This is a genomic window from Microbacterium sp. A93, from assembly GCF_051842835.1.
In genome coordinates this window covers 137,607-154,664 of sequence record NZ_JBPXMT010000014.1, presented here as the reverse complement: position 1 = coordinate 154,664, position 17,058 = coordinate 137,607, and the positions used below count along the sequence as shown (strand labels likewise).

Sequence of the window (17,058 nt, the reverse complement as noted above, 5' to 3'; positions counted from 1 at the left end):
TCTCACAGTAGGTGTCAGGCTCCGGGCCTCAGGCCTCGGCCCTCAGACCTCCGGGAACACCGAGCCGAGCACGCGCAGCACCCCGTGCGCCTTGGTGCGCACCTCGTCCCACTCCTCCGCCGGCACGGAGTCCGCGGTGATCGCCCCACCCACACCGAGCGAGAGGTGGGTGGCCTGCGGGGCGGGGCCGGCCGCCGTCGTGCCCGGTCCGTGGGGTTCCGCCCCCGGGACCGGCACGGCCACGAGCGTGCGGATCAGCACGTTCAGGTCCGCGGCGCCGTCGGCGGAGAGGTAGCCGGCCACGCCCGAGTAGATCCCGCGGGGGCCCGTCTCGAGCCGTTCCAACAGGTCCATGGTGGAGATCTTCGGCGCCCCCGTCATGGAACCGGGCGGAAAGGCGGCGGCCAGCGCGTCTGCCCGCGGCACCCCGGGCTCCAGCTGCGCCGTGACGGTGGAGACCATCTGGTGCACGGTCGGGTAGGACTCGATGGCGCACACTCGCGTGGTGGCCAGGGACCCGGGCCGCGCGAAGCGGGAGAGGTCGTTGCGGGCCAGGTCCGTGATCATGATGTTCTCGGCCCGGTCCTTGAGGGAGGCCGCCAGCTCCGCCGCCAGGGCCTGGTCCTGGGCCGGAGTGGCCCCGCGCGGCCGGGTCCCCTTGATCGGCTCGGTCACCAGCCAGCTGCCGCCGGCCACGGAGGAAACCGCGAGGAAGCGCTCGGGGCTCGTGGAGAGGATCTCCAGAGGTCTCACTGAGCCGTCGGCCTCGACCGTGGCACCGGCCCCGCCCCGGTGCCCGACGCCGGCCCCCGCCACCGCGCGCAGGTACAGGGTGAAGGGGGCCCGGTTGGCGGCCGCGAGGCGGCGATAGGTGGACCAGCCCTCGAAGGTGTCCACCGTGGCGTGGAGGTGCGTGGTCAGGCAAACCTCGTAGGTGTTGCCCTCGAAGATCTCGTCCTGCGCCGCGCGGATGGCGGCCAGGTACTGCTCGCGGGTGTCCCGCAGGGTGAACTCCGGTGCCGGACCGGGTGCCGGGCCGGATGCTGAAGCCGGAGGGGGCTGCAGTCCGCGGACGGCCCGGTCTGCCCAGGCCGCGCCGTCGGGGTCGTCGGCCGGCCAGTACAGCACCGTGGTGCCGTCCACATGGTCCACCGTGGCCCCGCGTCCGGGACGGAACAGCAGTGCCTCGGGTGGGGTGGGTTCCGGTGCCGGTGCCGCCAGCGTGGCCGCCCCGTCCGGTGAGCCGGTCTCACGTTTGATGCCGTAGCCGATCCAGCCCATCCACCCGGGGTGGAACGGACCGCTCCCGGCCGCCGGGCCACTCCCGGTCTCGGGCGCGGCCCCCGCGGGCCCGGGCCAGACGGTCGCCAGCCACGGGAAGAACCCGCCGGGGCGGCGCACCGTCACGTGGCCGGAGCGCACGGTGGTGGTGCCCGCGCGGTGCTCGGCGAACGAGGAGGAGGCCGTGGCCAGGCCGATGAGTGAGTAGCGGCTGCGTTCCGGGGCGGGGGTGACGTCCCGGTCCGAGCTCTCCAGCAGCAGTGCGGTGTCCGCCGTCGGCCCGCCCGCTGCCTCGAAGAGCCCCCGGGGGTCTACGGCCGTGGACAGGGTGCGGCGCTCCCAGCGGTCCGGGCCGGGCGCGGGGACCAGAGCCAGGGCGGAGTCCCATCCGGGCAGTGACCGCAGTCCCTCCACAAGGTCGGCGGCGGCTCCGGGTGTCGAGGCGCGGCCCTCCACGTGCAACCAGGCGGCCTCCGCCACGTCGTCGTTGGCGAGGTATAGCTCCTCCTGCGCCGCCCAGCGGTCCCAGTGCTCGGTGAAGGTCTCGCCGTCACGGGCCAGGGCGCGCCGTTTGCGCTCGGTGTCGTCCATGCTCACCCAGGCCACGGCATCCACGAGCGGCCGGGCCTGCCGGTGCCCGGCGCCCACGCCCTCCAGGATCACGACGTCGGCCGGTTCCGTGGTGTCCGCGGACCCCGGCGCGTGGGTGGTCCAGTCCCACCACCTCCAGTGGGCGGGACGGCCGGCGGACAGCGGGGTGACGACGTCCCGGACATAGTGGGGGAAGGAGGCGGCGAGCCCGTCCCATCCGGGGTACACGGAGTCGAGGTGGAATACGGCCACGCTCACATGGGGGCGCAGCAGGGCGGCGGTCTCCGCGGCCAGGGAGGTCTTGCCGGCGCCGGAACGTCCGTCGATCGCGAGGATCAGGGGCGTGGGTGTGGTGTTCATGCCGGGCCTGCCGAATCCGGGCGAGCGGTTTCCGGGGTCACAGCGGGGTCGTCGAGGGTGTTCAGGGCATCGGTGGCTGCCGTCAGCACCCGCATGGCGGACTGCATCTCGTCCGGGGTGAAGCCAGCGAGGTGAGAAGCCAGGTGCCGGGCCATGGGGACGAAGACCCGGCGGCCGTCCTCGGCGGCGGTCTGCGTGTGGTTGACCCTGACCCGCCGCCGATCCGTGGTAGAGGGGCTGCGCTGCGCGTGCCCATTGGCCTCCAGGCGGTCCACGAGAGCCGTGGTGGAGGCGGAGGTCAGGCGCAGCAGCCGGCCGAGATCGGTGGGGCTCGTGTCCAGTCCGGCGGCCTGGCGCTGCATGAGGATGGTCAGGGCGCGCAGGTCCGTGCGGTGCAGCCCGCTACGCTGGCCGGCGGCGTCCACGGCGCGGTCCGAGGCCTCGGCATAGCGCCTCAGCGACTGGATCAGCTGGTGGATTGCGGCGGAATCCTGTGCCGGGTACGCCATGGACCTTCCTTCAACCAGTTCGTGGTCCTTGATTCTACTGAGCAGTCCGCACCGCAGATAACGACGGAGAGAAGTATCTCGACGATCGAGATAATACTGTAGCGTAAGCACCATGCCACAGACCCCTCGCCACCGTGCCGAGCCCCCTGAGCCCACCGAGAGCCCCTCGGGCGGTCCTGACGCCACGGCCTCCCCATACTCCGACTCGGCCGATTCCCCTACCGGTTCCATCGCTGACTCCACGACTGCGGACGCTTCCGCTCGCACGCGGAAGGAAGGCAGTGTGTGGGTGCGGGTCGCGGTGGCCGCCGTCCTGGTGCTGGCCTGGCTGGCCGGTACCGGCATCGGAGGCCCGACGTTCGGCAAGCTCAGCGAGGTCTCCACCAATGACCAGTCCACCTTCTTGCCTGCCTCTGCCGAGTCGACCCAGGCGGGGGAGTGGGTGGCCCAGTTCAGCGGGGATGACCAGATCCCCGCACTGATCGTCGCGGGCCTGCCGGACGGCCAGTCCCTGCCGGAGGAGGCGGGAGCTGAAGAGGACGCCCTGGCTGCCTTCGGCGAGGACATCGGTTCCACCGAGGGCGTGGACCGGCTCGTGGGCCCGACCATCTCGGAGGACCGTGAGGCGGTGCAGTTCATCGCCATCATCGACACCTCCACCACGGAGTCCGAGACCGTGGTCGAGGAGCTCAGGGCGCTCGCTGGGGATTCCTCTGAGAGTCTCGCCGCCGCTGGCAGCGGTGCTCTCTCCGGCCTCGAGATCCATGTGGCCGGTCCGGCCGGCCTCTCGGCGGATCTGGGCGGTGCCTTCGCCGGCATCGATGGCCTACTGCTGGCCGTGGCCCTGGGTGTGGTCTTCCTCATCCTGCTGCTGGTCTACCGTTCCCTGCTGTTGCCCGTCCTCGTGCTCCTGAACTCGGTGGCCGCGCTCAGCGTGGCCGTCCTCGCGATCTACTGGATGGCCCGCGCGGACTGGATCAGCCTCAACGGCCAGTCCCAGGGCATCCTGTCCATCCTCGTGATCGGCGCCGCCACGGACTACTCTCTGCTGATGGTGGCCCGCTACCGAGAGGAGCTGCGGCAGCAGCCGCGGGCGTTCGGTGCCCTGACGTCCGCCTGGCGGGGATCCTTCGGGGCCATCACCGCCTCGGCGGCCACCGTGGCCGTCGCCCTGCTCTGCCTGCTCGTCTCCGACCTCAACTCGAACAGCTCGCTCGGCCCGATCGCGGCCGCCGGCATCGTCCTGGCCTGGGCGGCCACGCTGACCTTCCTGCCTGCCGTGTTGTCCCTGACCGGGCGGGTCGCCTTCTGGCCGTCGATCCCGCGCGCCGGTGTCCAGCTCAAGACGAAGAAGGCCTTCGTGCAGCCGGTGGACGCCTCGGGTGCCCCTATCAAAGGCCTCGAGGAGAACCATGGCGTGTGGAGCCGGGTCGGCTCACTCGTGGCGCGCAGGCCTCGCGCCGTGTGGTTGATCACCGCGGCCGTCCTGGCCGCCGGGGCCATCGGGGCCACCCAGCTGCAGGCCAGCGGCGTGTCCCAGACCGATGTCATCCTCGGGGATTCCGATGCCAAGGCCGGCCAAGTCATCCTCGAGGACCACTTCGATGCCGGTACCGGTTCCCCGGCCTCCGTCATCGCCCCGGCAGACCTCGCCGACGAGGTCCTCGAGGCCGTCGAGGCCAGTGCGGGCGTCGGCTCCGCTTACCTCACCGCCGAGGGCGGCGCTCCGGCCGGTACCCCGGACCCGGAGGCGGTCGAAGCCCTGCAGGAGCAGGCCGCTGCCGGCCAGCCAGGGGAAGGCGGGGCCCCCGAGGACGCGGCCGGCCCACCGGCCGGAGCGACCGATGGCTCCGGCGAGGCTCCCGAGGGTGCCGGCGGACCGCCGTCGGGCCTCCCGGACGACACCCCGACCCTGGAGCCACAGGAGGTTGACGGCCGCGTCTACCTTCAGGCGACCCTCGAGGACGCGGCAGACTCCAAGGAGGCCGAGCAGACCATTGTCGAGCTGCGCGAGATCCTCCATGGGATGGACTCGGAGATCCTGGTGGGGGGCACCTCCGCCACCGCGCTGGACACCAACACCACGGCCCAGCAGGACCTGCGCACCATCATTCCGCTCGTGCTGCTCGTGGTCTTGGTGATCCTGATGATGCTGCTGCGCTCGATCGTCGCCCCCGTGCTGCTGGTGCTGGCTACCGTACTCAGCTTCGGCACCGCCATCGGCGTCTCAGCGCTGGTGTTCAACGGGGTGTTCAACTTCCCGGGCGCCGACCCCTCGGTACCGCTGTTCGGATTCGTCTTCCTCGTGGCACTCGGCGTGGACTACACGATCTTCCTGATGACCCGGGCGCGGGAGGAGGCCGTCCTTCAGGGCACCCGCGCCGGCGTGCTCAAGGCACTGACCGTCACCGGCGGCGTCATTACCTCCGCAGGAATCGTGCTGGCGGCGACCTTTGCCGCACTGGCTGTCATCCCGCTGATGTTCCTGGTGCAATTGGCCTTCATCGTGTCCTTTGGAGTGCTGCTAGACACGTTCCTGGTGCGCTCGCTGCTGGTGCCGGCACTGACCTATGACATCGGCCCGAAGGTCTGGTGGCCGTCGAAGCTGTCCCGTGCCGGTCGGTAGGCCTCGCATCCGGTGACACAGCAATCGTGCCGGGTCACAGTGATCATCACTGTGACCCGGCACGATTGGTTTGGCGGCTGTTTGAGGAGCCCCTGCTGACTCAGTTCTTGTGCTTGAGCTCACCGGAGGCATTGGACAGGAACGAGCGCAGGAACCACTGGAACAACTCGAGCTCGCGGGTCTGTCCCACGAGCAGGTCCTCGGCCATCGGATCCAGCTTGCCGGCCTCCTCGATGGCGTTGCGGTGGTCCGCTATGACGCCGTCGTAGACCTTGTCCAGGGCGGAGATGTGGGTCAGGGTGTCGGCGCGGCCCAGGGAGTAGTCCTCCCAGGTGCGCTCGGAGGTGATGGCGCCCGGGGTGCCCTTCGGGGACAGTCCCATGGTGGCCACGCGCTCGGCGGTCTCGTCCACGAAGCCGCGGACCACGTCCACCTGCGGGTCGAGCATCTCGTGCACGGCGATGAAGTTGGGGCCGACCACGTTCCAGTGGGCGTGCTTCAAGGTCAGGGCCAGGTCGTTGAGGGCGTGCAGGCGCATCTGCAGGATCTCGGCGACGCGGTGGCCGTCCGCTACCTCCAGGCCGGGAACGGTGTACTTCGCGGTGGTGTCCTTGGTGTCTTTGGCTGCCATGGTGACTCCTTCGTGTGGTGTCCCTGCGGCGCGGAATGGTGGGTGTCGCATGCGCCGCGGTGTTGATGGTCCCACCCAACCACCACATTAGTTTCCTCGCAAGGAAACTTAGCCTTGCCTTAGTTATTCTGAGTAGCTCAAAACAATGGGCGACGCCGGCCGGCCGGGAATGATTTCAGAGTCATCGGAGTTGTAACGGGTGATGCAAACATGAGTCGGGTCGACTCAAGGCAGATTGACAGGGAATGCCCCGCCATGAAACCTTGAGTCTTGAACGCTCAGGTGACCGGATCGCAGGATTTCCTGTAGCCGACCCGGCCACCGCGTAGCGTCCGGCTCTTGCAGCCTGAACCAATCGTCCGTGAAGGAAGGAACAGCTCATGTCCCGTGCAGTGGGAATTGACCTCGGTACCACCAACTCCGTCGTATCCGTTCTGGAGGGTGGCGACCCGGTCGTCATCGCCAACGCCGAAGGATCCCGGACCACCCCCTCCGTGGTGGCCTTCTCCAAGTCCGGCGAGGTGCTGGTCGGCGAGATCGCCAAGCGCCAGGCCGTGAACAACCCGGAGCGCACGCTCTCCTCCGTCAAGCGCCACATGGGCACTGACTGGTCCACCGAGGTGGACGGCAAGAAGTACACCGCGCAGGAGATCTCCGCCCGCACGCTGATGAAGCTCAAGCATGACGCCGAGGACTACCTGGGTGAGAAGGTCACGGACGCGGTCATCACCGTGCCGGCCTACTTCAACGACGCCGAGCGCCAGGCCACCAAGGAGGCCGGCGAGATCGCCGGCCTGAAGGTCTCCCGCATCATCAACGAGCCCACCGCGGCCGCGCTGGCCTACGGCCTGGAGAAGGGCAAGGAGGACGAGCTCATCCTGGTCTTCGACCTCGGTGGCGGCACCTTCGACGTCTCCCTGCTCGAGGTGGGCAAGGACGAGGACGACTTCTCCACCATCCAGGTCCGTTCCACCGCCGGTGACAACCGCCTCGGCGGCGACGACTGGGACCAGCGGGTCGTCGACTGGCTGCTGGCCCAGGCCAAGTCCAAGGGTGCCGACCTGTCCAAGGACAAGATCGCCCTGCAGCGCCTGAAGGAAGCCGCCGAGCAGGCCAAGAAGGAACTCTCCTCGGCCTCCTCCACCAACATCTCCCTGCAGTACCTCTCCGTGACGGCGGACGGACCGGTGCACCTGGACGAGCACCTCTCCCGCGCGAAGTTCCAAGACCTGACCTCGGACCTGCTGGAGCGCACCCGCAAGCCCTTCGAGGACGTCATCAAGGAAGCCGGCGTGTCCGTCAAAGAGATCGACCACGTGGTCCTCGTGGGCGGTTCCACCCGGATGCCCGCGGTCGCCGAGCTGGTGACCGAGATGACCGGCGGCCAGGAGCCGAACAAGGGCGTGAACCCGGACGAGGTCGTGGCCGTGGGCGCCGCCCTGCAGGCCGGTGTGCTGGCCGGTGAGCGCAAGGACGTGCTGCTGATCGACGTCACGCCGCTGTCCCTGGGCATCGAGACCAAGGGTGGTGTGATGACCAAGCTCATCGAGCGCAACACGGCCATCCCCACCAAGCGGTCCGAGACCTTCACCACCGCCGAGGACAACCAGCCCTCCGTGTCCATCCAGGTGTTCCAGGGCGAGCGCGAGTTCACCCGGGACAACAAGCCGCTGGGCACCTTCGAGCTGACCGGGATCGCCCCGGCACCGCGCGGCATGCCGCAGGTCGAGGTCACCTTCGACATCGACGCCAACGGGATCGTCCACGTCTCCGCGAAGGACAAGGGCACCGGCACCGAGCAGTCCATGACCATCACGGGCGGCACCTCGCTGTCCAACGAGGACATCGACCGCATGGTCAAGGACGCCGAGGCGCACGCTGACGAGGACAAGAAGCGCCGCGAGGCCGCCGAGCAGCGCAACCAGGCCGAGCAGACCGCGTACTCCGTGGACAAGCTCCTCAAGGACAACGGGGACAAGCTGCCAGAGGACATCAAGACCGAGGTCCAGGCCGACGTCGACGCCCTCAAGGAGGCCCTGGAGAAGCCGGGCGAGGAAGGTAACGACGACGAGGTCAAGGTCGCCTACGAGAAGCTGCAGGCGTCCCAGACCAAGATCGGTGAGGCCCTGTACGCCTCCCAGGCCGCTGACGCCGGCGCTGCCGGTGCTGAAGGCGCCGAGGGCGCCGCCGGCGCGGCCGAGGACGAGGACATCGTGGACGCCGAGGTGGTGGACGAGGAGGAGCCGAAGGACGGCGAGTCCAAGTAAGGGCCTGTCCCTGACCACCCACCCCAGTTGAATCACCGGCCCGCCGTTTTCACGGCAGGCCACCGGACCCGGGCCGGTCGATCCTGTCGTTCCGCTTCACGTGTCACACGCGAGGCGGCACTGGGTCGGCCGGCCTCGGGGCACCGGAGGAAAGGACGATGGATATGTCGCAGCACGGTAACGACGAAGAGCAGGAGCGCGAGGAGCCTGTGAGCTTCCAGGACAAGCGCCGGATCGACCCGGAGACGGGCAAGGTCCGCGAGCAGCCGGGACAGGGCTCCACCGGTGGTGGGACTGCCGAGGGTGATGCACTCTCCCAGGCGGAGCAGATCCTCAACGAGGCCGGTGTGGACTCCGGCGACGCCTCGGATGAGGGCGTCACCGGTGCGCAGGACGAGGAACTGGCCGGTGCGACCGCCCGCGAGGAGGAACTGCGCAACGACCTGTTGCGCGTCCAGGCCGAGTTCGTGAACTACAAGCGTCGCGTGGAACGGGACCGGGACGTGGCCAAGGAGAATGCCGTCCAGTCCGTGCTGACCGCACTGCTGCCCGTCCTGGACGACGTGGACGCGGCCCGGGCGGCCGGGGACCTCACGGACGGCCCGTTCGCCGCGATCGCCGCGAAGCTGGACACGGTCCTCACCGGCTTCGGCCTCCAGCGCCATGACCAGGAGGCGTTGGCGGGCCAGCCGTTCGACCCCACGCACCACGAGGCGGTGATCCGCCAGCCCCACCAGGAGGTTCCGGAGGAGCACATCGTCCAGGTCTTCCGCAACGGCTACGTGCGCGGCGAACGCGTGCTGAGAGCCGCTCAGGTGATGGTCTCCGCCGGGGAGGGCTGATCACTCCCCGCTCACTCCCCGCTGTCGACTGAGTACCCGAACGCCACAGGAAAGGAGGCACCATGGCCTCGCAGGATTGGGTGGACAAGGACTTCTACGCCACCCTCGGTGTCTCCAAGGACGCCTCGGAAGCAGACATCAAGAAGGCCTACCGCAAGCTGGCCCGGAAGTACCACCCGGACCAGAACCCCGGTGATGAGGCCTCCGAGGTGAGGTTCAAGGAGGTCACCGAGGCGAACTCCGTGCTCTCCGACCCCGAGGAACGCCAGCAGTACGACGCGATCCGGGCCATGGGCTCCGGGGCCCGGTTCTCCGCGCCCGGGTCCGGCTCCGGCGGCGGTGCGGGCGGTTCCGGAGGCTTCGAGGACATGTTCGGCGGCCTGTTCAACGGCGGTGGCGGTGGCAGGTCCCGCGGGGGCGGCGCCGGTGCGGGGGACCTCCCGCCCGAGTTCGCCGACCTGTTCGGCGGCTTCGGCGGCCAGGGCGGGGGCCGGGGCGGCTTCGGCGGTTACGGGGCGCCCAGCAAGGGCGCGGACCGTACCGCCACCACGTCGATCTCCTTCGCCGGTGCCATCCGGGGTACCACGATCTCCCTGCGGGCGGCGGATGGCGAGGTCATCGACGTCCGCATCCCCGCCGGCATCAAGGACGGGCAGAAGGTCCGCTCCCGGGGCAAGGGATCCCCGGGGTCCGCCGGCCCCGGCGACCTCATGGTGACGGTCCACGTCAAGGACCACCCGTTCTTCCACCGTGACGGGCTGAACCTCCGGGTCGAGGTGCCCATCACCTTTGACGAGGCCGCCCTGGGCGCCACGATCGAGGTGCCCACGGTGGACGGCTCCGTGAGGCTCAAGGTCCCGGCCGGTTCGTCCTCCGGGCGCGTGTTGCGTGTCAAGGGCCGGGGCGTGAAGACGTCCAAGGCCACCGGAGACCTGCTGGTGGAGCTACAGGTCGATGTGCCCGCCAACCTGTCCGAGGAGGCCCGCGCTGCCGTGGAGGCCTTTGCCGCAGCCTCGGCCGGACACCATCCGAGGGCGGGGCTGGCTGACAAGGCCCGGCTGTGACCGCCTTCTGGGATGAGCCCGTCTATGTGATCTCGGTGGCCGCCGAACTCGCGGGCATGCATCCGCAGACCCTGCGGCAGTACGACCGGATCGGCCTGGTGGTGCCACAGCGCCAAGGCGGACGTCAGCGCCGGTACTCACGCCAGGATGTGGACCGGCTGCGCACCATCCAGCAGCTCAGCCGCGAGAGCGTGTCCCTTGAGGGCATCCGCCGGATTGTGGACCTGCAGTCCGAGGTGGAGCAGCTCCAGAACACCGTGGCCGAGCTCGCCGGCCAGATCCAGGCCTTCCAGTCCTTCGCCCGGTATCCGCGGGTGTTCACCGCCGGCGCGGCCGGGGACGTGACCACCACCTTCGACGCCGGCTCGGAGACGTCCGCCCGGCGGTCCCGTTCCCGGGCGGAGACGGAGGCCACCATCGAGCGGGCCCGCCGGGCCGCGCGCTGGCGCCGTCCGGCCGGGGTCCTCGGGGCCGCTCCTGACGTCTTCGAGATCACCACCGGTACCGGCCGGGCGCAGCTGGCGCCCCCGCTCCGTTCCCCCCAGCCACCCCGGACGCGGAAACGCCAGGGATGAACGGGGCCTCGGCCCGGGACCCGTGGGGTGTGGCGGAGCGCCAAACTCTGCGGGACCGGCTGCGGGCGGACATGCGCGGAAGGTCCGCGCTGGGGCCACGTCAGAGATCGGCCCTGGACGGCCTCGTCCACGCCCTGAAACCTGACTCGATGAGCCGGTCCTACCCCGAACGCCAGCTGCTCAGCTATGACCTGGGGACGGCCCTCGTCCCGCCCTCCGCCGTGGTGGCCGTGGGGGAGCCCGGAGCGGCCACCCAGATGACCTGGCAGGTCTCCGGCATGGGCATCCTCGCGCACACGGCCCTGTGGGGGTCCGTGCGGGAGGCGGGCCAGCTGTGGGCGGCGCAGCGTGAGGCCGGGGCGGAACGACCCTGCGTGGTGGCCTGGCTCGGATACCATCCGCCGGGACCGTGGGGCGCCCTGACGGGCCGGAACGCCCTGCGCGGCGGGGCCCGGCTCGCCCGCCACCTCGAGGGGTGGTTCGCATCCTCTGACCGCATCGGCGGGCCGCGGCCGCACACCGCGGTGGAAGCCCATTCCTACGGGACCGTGGTCGCCGCCCGGGCCCTGCAGATCCTCCAGCGTCGCCGGCCACCGCGGACCCTCGACGTGCTCGTGGTGTCCGGGGCCGTCGGGCTGCCGGCCGACCTGGCCGCGGACCCCGAGGCGCTCGGGTTGCGGGAGGACCAGGTCTACTTCGCGCTCACGGAGACCGACTACCTGTCCCGGGCCGGGCTCTGGCTGTCCCGGCGCCGTCCATGGTCACGCATGACCCGGTTGGACACCGGGGCGGATGCCGCCCGGAACCTCGCCGGTGCCGCCGGACACAACACCTCCCGCCACCGGCCGGACTCCGGCCTGTTCGGCCGCGGTCACGGTTACCGGGATGTCGGCACGGCCTCGCTCTACCGGATCGCCCGGGCCACCGCGGGCCTGCCCCTCGACTGACCGCAGAACGCCTCGCCCGACCCCGACAGCCCCCCGGGCACAGAGTGACCGGACCCCCTCCGTTGTGACGGGGTCCGGTCACTCTGTGCCCCCGCCATCCCCAGAAGCGCTTTGAGGGGAACAGGGGATCAGGAGGTGGCGGTGGGCTTCCCCCCGTCGGGACCCTCCGTCGCTGTCTCGCCGCCGCCCTCAGCCGGGTACGGATCACCGGTGCTGTCCGTGCCGCCCTCGGGGGTCCAGCCGTCGGCGTAGGTGCCGGTCCCGTAGTCGTAGTCCACGGGTTGGCCCCTCTCGTCCGTGCGCCGGTACCACTCAGTGACCTGCTCCGCCGTGGAGTCGAACTCTGCGCCGGCCCCGCGGCCTTCGGGGGCCTCGCGGACGGAGAGCTCGAAGTCGTCGCCGTGTTCCTCGATGCCCCGCCGCACGGCATTGGAGATGGCCGTGCGTGCGTAGTCGCCGCGGATGGCGTCCGGGTCCGTGGACAGGTCCTTCAGGAACGCCACCACCATCAGCAGCAGGATGACGGAGAACGGCAGGGCGATGAGGATGGTCAGGTTCTGCAGCGCGGTCAGCACGGTCTCACCGCCGGCCAGCAGCATGACCACGGCGATGCCCATCATGCATAGGCCCCAGAAGATGACCACGAGCTTGTTGGGCGCCGGGTTGCCGCGGGAGGACATGGTGCCCATCACCACGGAGGCGGAGTCTGCGGAGGTGATGAAGAAGATGGCCAGCACCGTGATCACGATGAACGGGGTGATCTGGGCCAACGGCAGCTGGTCGAAGAGAGAGAACAGCAGGGACTCCGCGGAGGCCTCACCGTCCATCCCCTCGACCCCGTTGCGATTCATCCAGATGGCGGCTCCACCGAAGATGGTGAAGGCGAAGACCAGGATGGAGGTGGGCACGCCCATGACCACCAGCGCGAACTCGCGCAGGGTGCGCCCGCGGGAGATGCGGGCGATGAACACGCCCACGAACGGGGTCCAGGCGATCCACCAGGCCCAGTAGAAGGCGGTCCAGAAGGACTGGAACTCCACGGTGTCCGCGCCCCAGGACAGGGACTTGCCCATCATCGAGAACATCTCGTCCGCATACTCCATGACCCCGGAGGGCAGCAGGTTCAGCAGGAACAGGGTGGGCCCGGCGATGAACACGAACAGGATCAGGCCCAGGGTCATCAGGATGTTGATGTTGGACAGGTAACGGATGCCGCGGGCCACGCCGGACACGGCGCTGACGATGAAGGCCAGGGTTAGGATCCCGATGATGATGATCAGACCGTTGTTGCCCAGGGTTCCAGCGCCGGAGACGATCTGCACCCCCTCGCCGATCTGGATGGCGGCCAGGCCGAGGGTGGCCGCAGTGCCGAACAGGGTGGCGATGATGGCGAAGATGTCCACGACCTTGCCGGCGAAGCCGTCCGTCAGGCGGGCGCCGAACAGGGTGCGGAACACCGAGCTGATCAGCGGCACCCGGCCGCGCCGGTAGGAGGCGTACGCAATGGCGCCGCCCACCAGGGCATACATGGCCCAGGCGTGGAGTCCCCAGTGGAAGTGCGACTGCGCCATGGCCTGGTGCAGGGCCGAGTCGGTGGCTGCGGCCACGGTGTCCGGTGGCGGGGAGAGGTAGTGGGACAGCGGCTCGGAGGGGCCGAAGAAGAAGATCCCGACGCCGATGCCGGCGCCGAACATCATGGCCACCCAGGAGAACCGCGAGAACTCGGGCTTCTCGTCATCGCGGCCCAGCCGGATCTTGCCGAAGCGGCTGAAACCGATGTAGAGCATGGCGCCAAGGGCCACGATCGCCGTGATGTTCAGCAGCCAGCCGGCGTTGGTCATGGACCAGCCGAACGCTGACGAGGAGGTCGCGGACACGGACTCCGGCGCCAGCACGCCCCAGGCCACGAACCCGATGATCAGCACGGCCGTGACACCGAAGACGATCTTGTCCAGACCGAAGCGGTTGCGTTGCTCGTCCACGCCGATGCCCGGCACCAGGCCGGGGTGGATGTCGTGGGGGTACAGGCCGACGCCGGAACTGGCGCCGGGGCCGTCCGCATCCTGGTGAGATGCAACGGGGGCGCTCCCAGGCCGGGACGGTGGTCCGGGCGTGGGATCCGAACTGGCGGGGGAGGGCGTGGTGTCGGGCACCGAGGTCCAATCGTTGTGACCAGCCCAGGGCGCCGTGCCACAACCGGGCGCAACGGTGGCGCCCTGGGTGGAGGCCGGTGGGTGATTCGGCCTACCAGTATTCACCCCCGGCCGTCCAGGCGCAAAGGCACCGGCGCGGCGGTGTCAGCGCCGGCGGTAGCCGAGGTCGAAGACCAGCCGTCCCGCGTTCAGCGCCTTGGACTCGAAACTCGTCAGCGGCCGCCCCTCGAACCGGGGCGCCCAGCCGCCGCGGTGATCCACCGGGTCCTCCACGGAGGCCCCCGCGGTGGCCTCGCTGACACCGGCCCGCAGGGTCCCGACGCGCGGGGCTACCGGTTGCGCTCCGACCTCCAGTTCCCGGCCCTCCACCCGGACGCGGGTCAGCGGGGACCCGGCTCCGGCGGCGCGGCCCGGATGCATGGACTCGAACTCCGGGTGGGCGTCCATGACCTCACGCATGTGGACGGCATAGCTGGACCAGTCGGTGGCCAGCCGCAGCACGCCGCCGGGGGCCAGCACCCGGGCCACGCGCTCGGCGAAGGCGGGGGAGACCAGGCGGCGCTTGTGGTGTTTCGTCTTGTGCCACGGGTCGGGGAAGAACACCCAGACCTCCTGGACGCCGCCGGCGGGCAGCAGCCGGTCCAGGACCTCGGGGGCGTTGGCCTGGATGCCGCGGACGTTGCCCAGGCCCCGATCCTCGATCTGCACCAGCAGTGCGGCCAGGCCGGGGGTGTAGACCTCCACGGAGATGAGGTCCCAGTCCGGGTGGTCCACGGCACCCTGCACCGTGGACTCGCCGAGGCCGGAGCCGATGTCCACCACGAGCGGGGCGCTGCGGCCGAAGACGCGGGCCCAGTCGAGTTGGGTGCCCTCGGCCACCGAGGTGGCGGCGCGGTCCCGGGGTACGTCCACGATGTAGGTGCCGGCGGCCCGGTCCCACGTCCGCTGCCGGCGTGTGGTCAGGCGGTCGCCGCGGCGCACGAAGGAGACCGGTTCGGAGCGGTACAGCTCCGGATCACGGCGGTGATTGTGACCGTGCGCGTGCTGTGCGGGGGCGCTGCCGGGCGCGCCGTCATGCGTGCCGTCGGGGGAGGGGTGTTCGCTGCTCATCAGGAGACCAAGGCTACCGGGGCGGGGCGTGCCCGGCTCAGCCGGCTCAGCCCTCGGACGGCAGGAACTCCTCCACGGCGGTCAAGAAGTCCCGTACCACCGGCCCGTTGTCATGGCCGCCGCCGAGCCCCTCGTTGAAGAACAGGGCCACGGCCAGGTCCCCGTGGATGGCCACCAGCCAGGTATGGGCCAGGTCCTCGCCATCCGCCACGAACTCGGCGGTGCCGGTCTTGGCCAGCACCGGCGCCCCCGGGACGTCCTGCAGCATCTCGGCCGTGCCGGTCTGCACCACGCCGGCCATCAGGGACCGCAGCTGCTCGGCCTCGGGTTCGGTGATCCCCGTCTCGGGGGCCGGGGCGGTCTCAACGGCCGGGTCCGAGACGAAGACGGGGCGGACCGTGTGCCCGGCGGCCACGGACGCGGCCACGGTGGCCATGCCCAGTGGGGAGGCCCCGACCACGCCCTGGCCGAAGAGGTTGGCCGCGTGCTCGGTGCCGGTGGAGTCGTCCGGGACCGACCCCAGGACAGCCGAGGACAGTCCGGTCTCGGGCTCGGCAGTCAGCCCCAGTGCCGCGGCCGCCTCCGCCTCATCAGCCGCGGAGACGGTGTCGTGGGCCCCCACGAACACCGTGTTGCAGGACTCGGCGAAGGCCTCGGAGAACGGGATCTGGCCCACAGAGGCCGCCGGATAGCCGTCATAGTTGCCCACCACCATGCCGTCCACCGTGACGGTGTCCGGGCACTGGACGGTGTCCTGCGGGGAGAGCCCGGTCCGCAGCAGCGCCAGCGCCGTGACCACCTTGAACGTGGATCCGGGGGCGTAGGTGCTGGACACCGCCACCGGCCAGCCCTCGGGTCCGGAGGCGGCGGCCAGCACCTGACCGTCCGAGGGGCGGATCGCGACCAGCCCGGCCGGTACCTCCGAGGCGGCGACGACGGCCTCGGCCTGGGTCTGCACGTCCCGGTCCAGCGTGGAGACCACGTCCTGGCCGGGCACCGGCTCGGCGCTGAAGACGACGGTCTCACCCGGCGGGGGTGAGGCGGAACCGGACGGCCCGGCGTCCTCGTCCTCCGTCTCCGGCGGGTTGGTGATGGTGACGGCGAGGCCGGGGGAGCCGCCCAGCCGGTCCTCCCAGTCGGCCTGCAGCCCGGAGAGCCCCACCTGGACGCCGGCGGTGAGCTCGCCGTCCGAGGCCTCGATCTGCTCGGCGTCGGGCGCGCCGTAGGTCCCCAGGACGTCACGGGCGAAGGACCGGGTGGGGGCCAACATCTCCGTGTCCTCAAGGACACGGCCGCCCGGGATTGCCTCCATCTGTGCGGTGGGGATCTCCGTGGCCCCGTTGTCGCGCAGGGTGATGGCCGGGACGAAGGCCTGCTCCCCGGCGGCCTCAGCCCGGGCCACGTAGGCCTCCACGTCCACGCCGGCGACCTCCGCCACGGCCGCCGCGGAGGTCGCGACGGCCTCGGCGCGTGCCTCGTCGTCGGCCTCATCGTCAATCGCCAGCCGGGACTTGTCCAGGCCGAGCACGGCCACGTCCCGCTCCATCATGAGTTCCTCGCCCGCGCCGTCCAGGATGGCGCCGCGGTCCGCGGGGGGCCTGGTCACGGTGACTGAACCGCCGGTGGCGAGCCCGGCCACCACGTCATCCGGGCGCAGGTCCACGAGCCACTGCTGCGCCTCGTCACCCCAGACCAAGTGGGCATCCGTGGAATAGCTCCAGTCAGCGCCGTCCAGGTCCCAGGCCACGCTCAGGTGGGCGGTCGCGCGGTCCGGATCTTCGCCGTCGACCTCCGCCGAGTCCACCGTGGCCGAGGCCGAGGCCTCCTGGTCCTCGAGTCCGGCCAGTACGTCTTCGAGCTGGTCCGAGACCTGTGCGGCCGAGGCGGTCACCGGCACGGCGGAGAAGTCACCGGTGGCGACCGCCGTGGCCAGGGATGCCGCGGCGTCCTGGGGTGAGGGGCGCGAGGCGCCGAAGCAGCCGGTGGCCGTGAACAACAGCGCCGAGGCCACGGTGACCACCGCAACGGACCGCACGGTCCTGATTCTCTTCATCTTCTCTCCACGGGTTCGCCTGAGCAGACTCCCGTCAGGGTAGCCCCTG

11 protein-coding genes and 1 pseudogene are annotated in these 17,058 nt (G+C 70.5%); 6 read left to right on the top strand and 6 right to left on the bottom strand.

The genetic code is table 11. The annotated features are described in order from the left end of the window. Positions 1 to 42 precede the first annotated feature (42 nt). Together ACSU1G_RS29200 and ACSU1G_RS29195 are read right to left on the bottom strand one after the other, a co-directional pair. Positions 43 to 2,232: a chorismate-binding protein gene (locus tag ACSU1G_RS29200; protein WP_439284249.1), complete on the bottom strand. Its 2,190-nt coding sequence runs from the start codon at positions 2,230 to 2,232 to the stop codon at positions 43 to 45. Next, positions 2,229 to 2,741 (bottom strand): MarR family winged helix-turn-helix transcriptional regulator, encoded by a 513-nt coding sequence (locus tag ACSU1G_RS29195; protein ID WP_439284248.1) that lies wholly within the window; start codon positions 2,739 to 2,741, stop codon positions 2,229 to 2,231. Before ACSU1G_RS29195 ends, ACSU1G_RS29200 begins: the two co-directional genes overlap by 4 nt. A 112-nt stretch (positions 2,742 to 2,853) precedes the next feature. On the opposite strand from ACSU1G_RS29195, the gene ACSU1G_RS29190 reads away from it, so the two are divergent. After that, entirely contained in the window at positions 2,854 to 5,367 is a 2,514-nt protein-coding gene (locus ACSU1G_RS29190) for an MMPL family transporter (protein WP_439284247.1), read from the top strand. A 100-nt stretch (positions 5,368 to 5,467) separates the two neighbouring features. On the opposite strand, the gene ACSU1G_RS29185 is transcribed toward ACSU1G_RS29190, so the two are convergent. Next, positions 5,468 to 5,998: a Dps family protein gene (locus tag ACSU1G_RS29185; RefSeq protein WP_439284245.1), complete on the bottom strand. Its 531-nt coding sequence runs from the start codon at positions 5,996 to 5,998 to the stop codon at positions 5,468 to 5,470. Positions 5,999 to 6,378: 380 nt separating this feature from the next. Here ACSU1G_RS29185 and dnaK point away from each other — a divergent pair, with 380 nt between their 5' ends. The 5 genes and pseudogenes from dnaK to ACSU1G_RS29160 all read left to right on the top strand — a co-directional run bounded on the left by dnaK (position 6,379) and on the right by ACSU1G_RS29160 (position 11,693). Continuing rightward, the gene (gene dnaK, locus ACSU1G_RS29180; RefSeq protein ID WP_439284243.1) at positions 6,379 to 8,265 is read left to right on the top strand and encodes a molecular chaperone DnaK; all 1,887 of its coding nucleotides are present in this window, start codon (positions 6,379 to 6,381) and stop codon (positions 8,263 to 8,265) included. Between the two features lie 164 nt (positions 8,266 to 8,429). Then, positions 8,430 to 9,107, top strand: a complete 678-nt coding sequence (locus ACSU1G_RS29175) for a nucleotide exchange factor GrpE (protein ID WP_439284370.1) — start codon at positions 8,430 to 8,432, stop codon at positions 9,105 to 9,107. 62 nt (positions 9,108 to 9,169) lie between these two features. Further along, positions 9,170 to 10,171, top strand: a complete 1,002-nt coding sequence (locus ACSU1G_RS29170; protein WP_439284241.1) for a DnaJ C-terminal domain-containing protein — start codon at positions 9,170 to 9,172, stop codon at positions 10,169 to 10,171. Further along, positions 10,168 to 10,584 (top strand): annotated as a pseudogene (locus ACSU1G_RS29165) (heat shock protein transcriptional repressor HspR); the annotation flags it as partial. The gene ACSU1G_RS29170 and the pseudogene ACSU1G_RS29165, both read left to right, overlap by 4 nt. A 311-nt stretch (positions 10,585 to 10,895) precedes the next feature. After that, positions 10,896 to 11,693 carry an alpha/beta hydrolase gene (locus tag ACSU1G_RS29160; RefSeq protein ID WP_439284240.1) on the top strand — a complete coding sequence of 266 codons (798 nt, stop codon included), beginning with the start codon at positions 10,896 to 10,898 and terminating at the stop codon, positions 11,691 to 11,693. Between the two features lie 128 nt (positions 11,694 to 11,821). On the opposite strand, the gene ACSU1G_RS29155 is transcribed toward ACSU1G_RS29160, so the two are convergent. The 3 genes from ACSU1G_RS29155 to ACSU1G_RS29145 form a co-directional block, all read right to left on the bottom strand. Next, positions 11,822 to 13,846 carry a BCCT family transporter gene (locus tag ACSU1G_RS29155; protein WP_439284238.1) on the bottom strand — a complete coding sequence of 675 codons (2,025 nt, stop codon included), beginning with the start codon at positions 13,844 to 13,846 and terminating at the stop codon, positions 11,822 to 11,824. A 144-nt stretch (positions 13,847 to 13,990) separates the two neighbouring features. Then, the gene (gene trmB, locus ACSU1G_RS29150; RefSeq protein ID WP_439284236.1) at positions 13,991 to 14,956 is read right to left on the bottom strand and encodes a tRNA (guanosine(46)-N7)-methyltransferase TrmB; all 966 of its coding nucleotides are present in this window, start codon (positions 14,954 to 14,956) and stop codon (positions 13,991 to 13,993) included. Between the two features lie 46 nt (positions 14,957 to 15,002). Next, positions 15,003 to 17,009 carry a penicillin-binding transpeptidase domain-containing protein gene (locus tag ACSU1G_RS29145; RefSeq protein WP_439284234.1) on the bottom strand — a complete coding sequence of 669 codons (2,007 nt, stop codon included), beginning with the start codon at positions 17,007 to 17,009 and terminating at the stop codon, positions 15,003 to 15,005. Positions 17,010 to 17,058 lie beyond the last annotated feature (49 nt).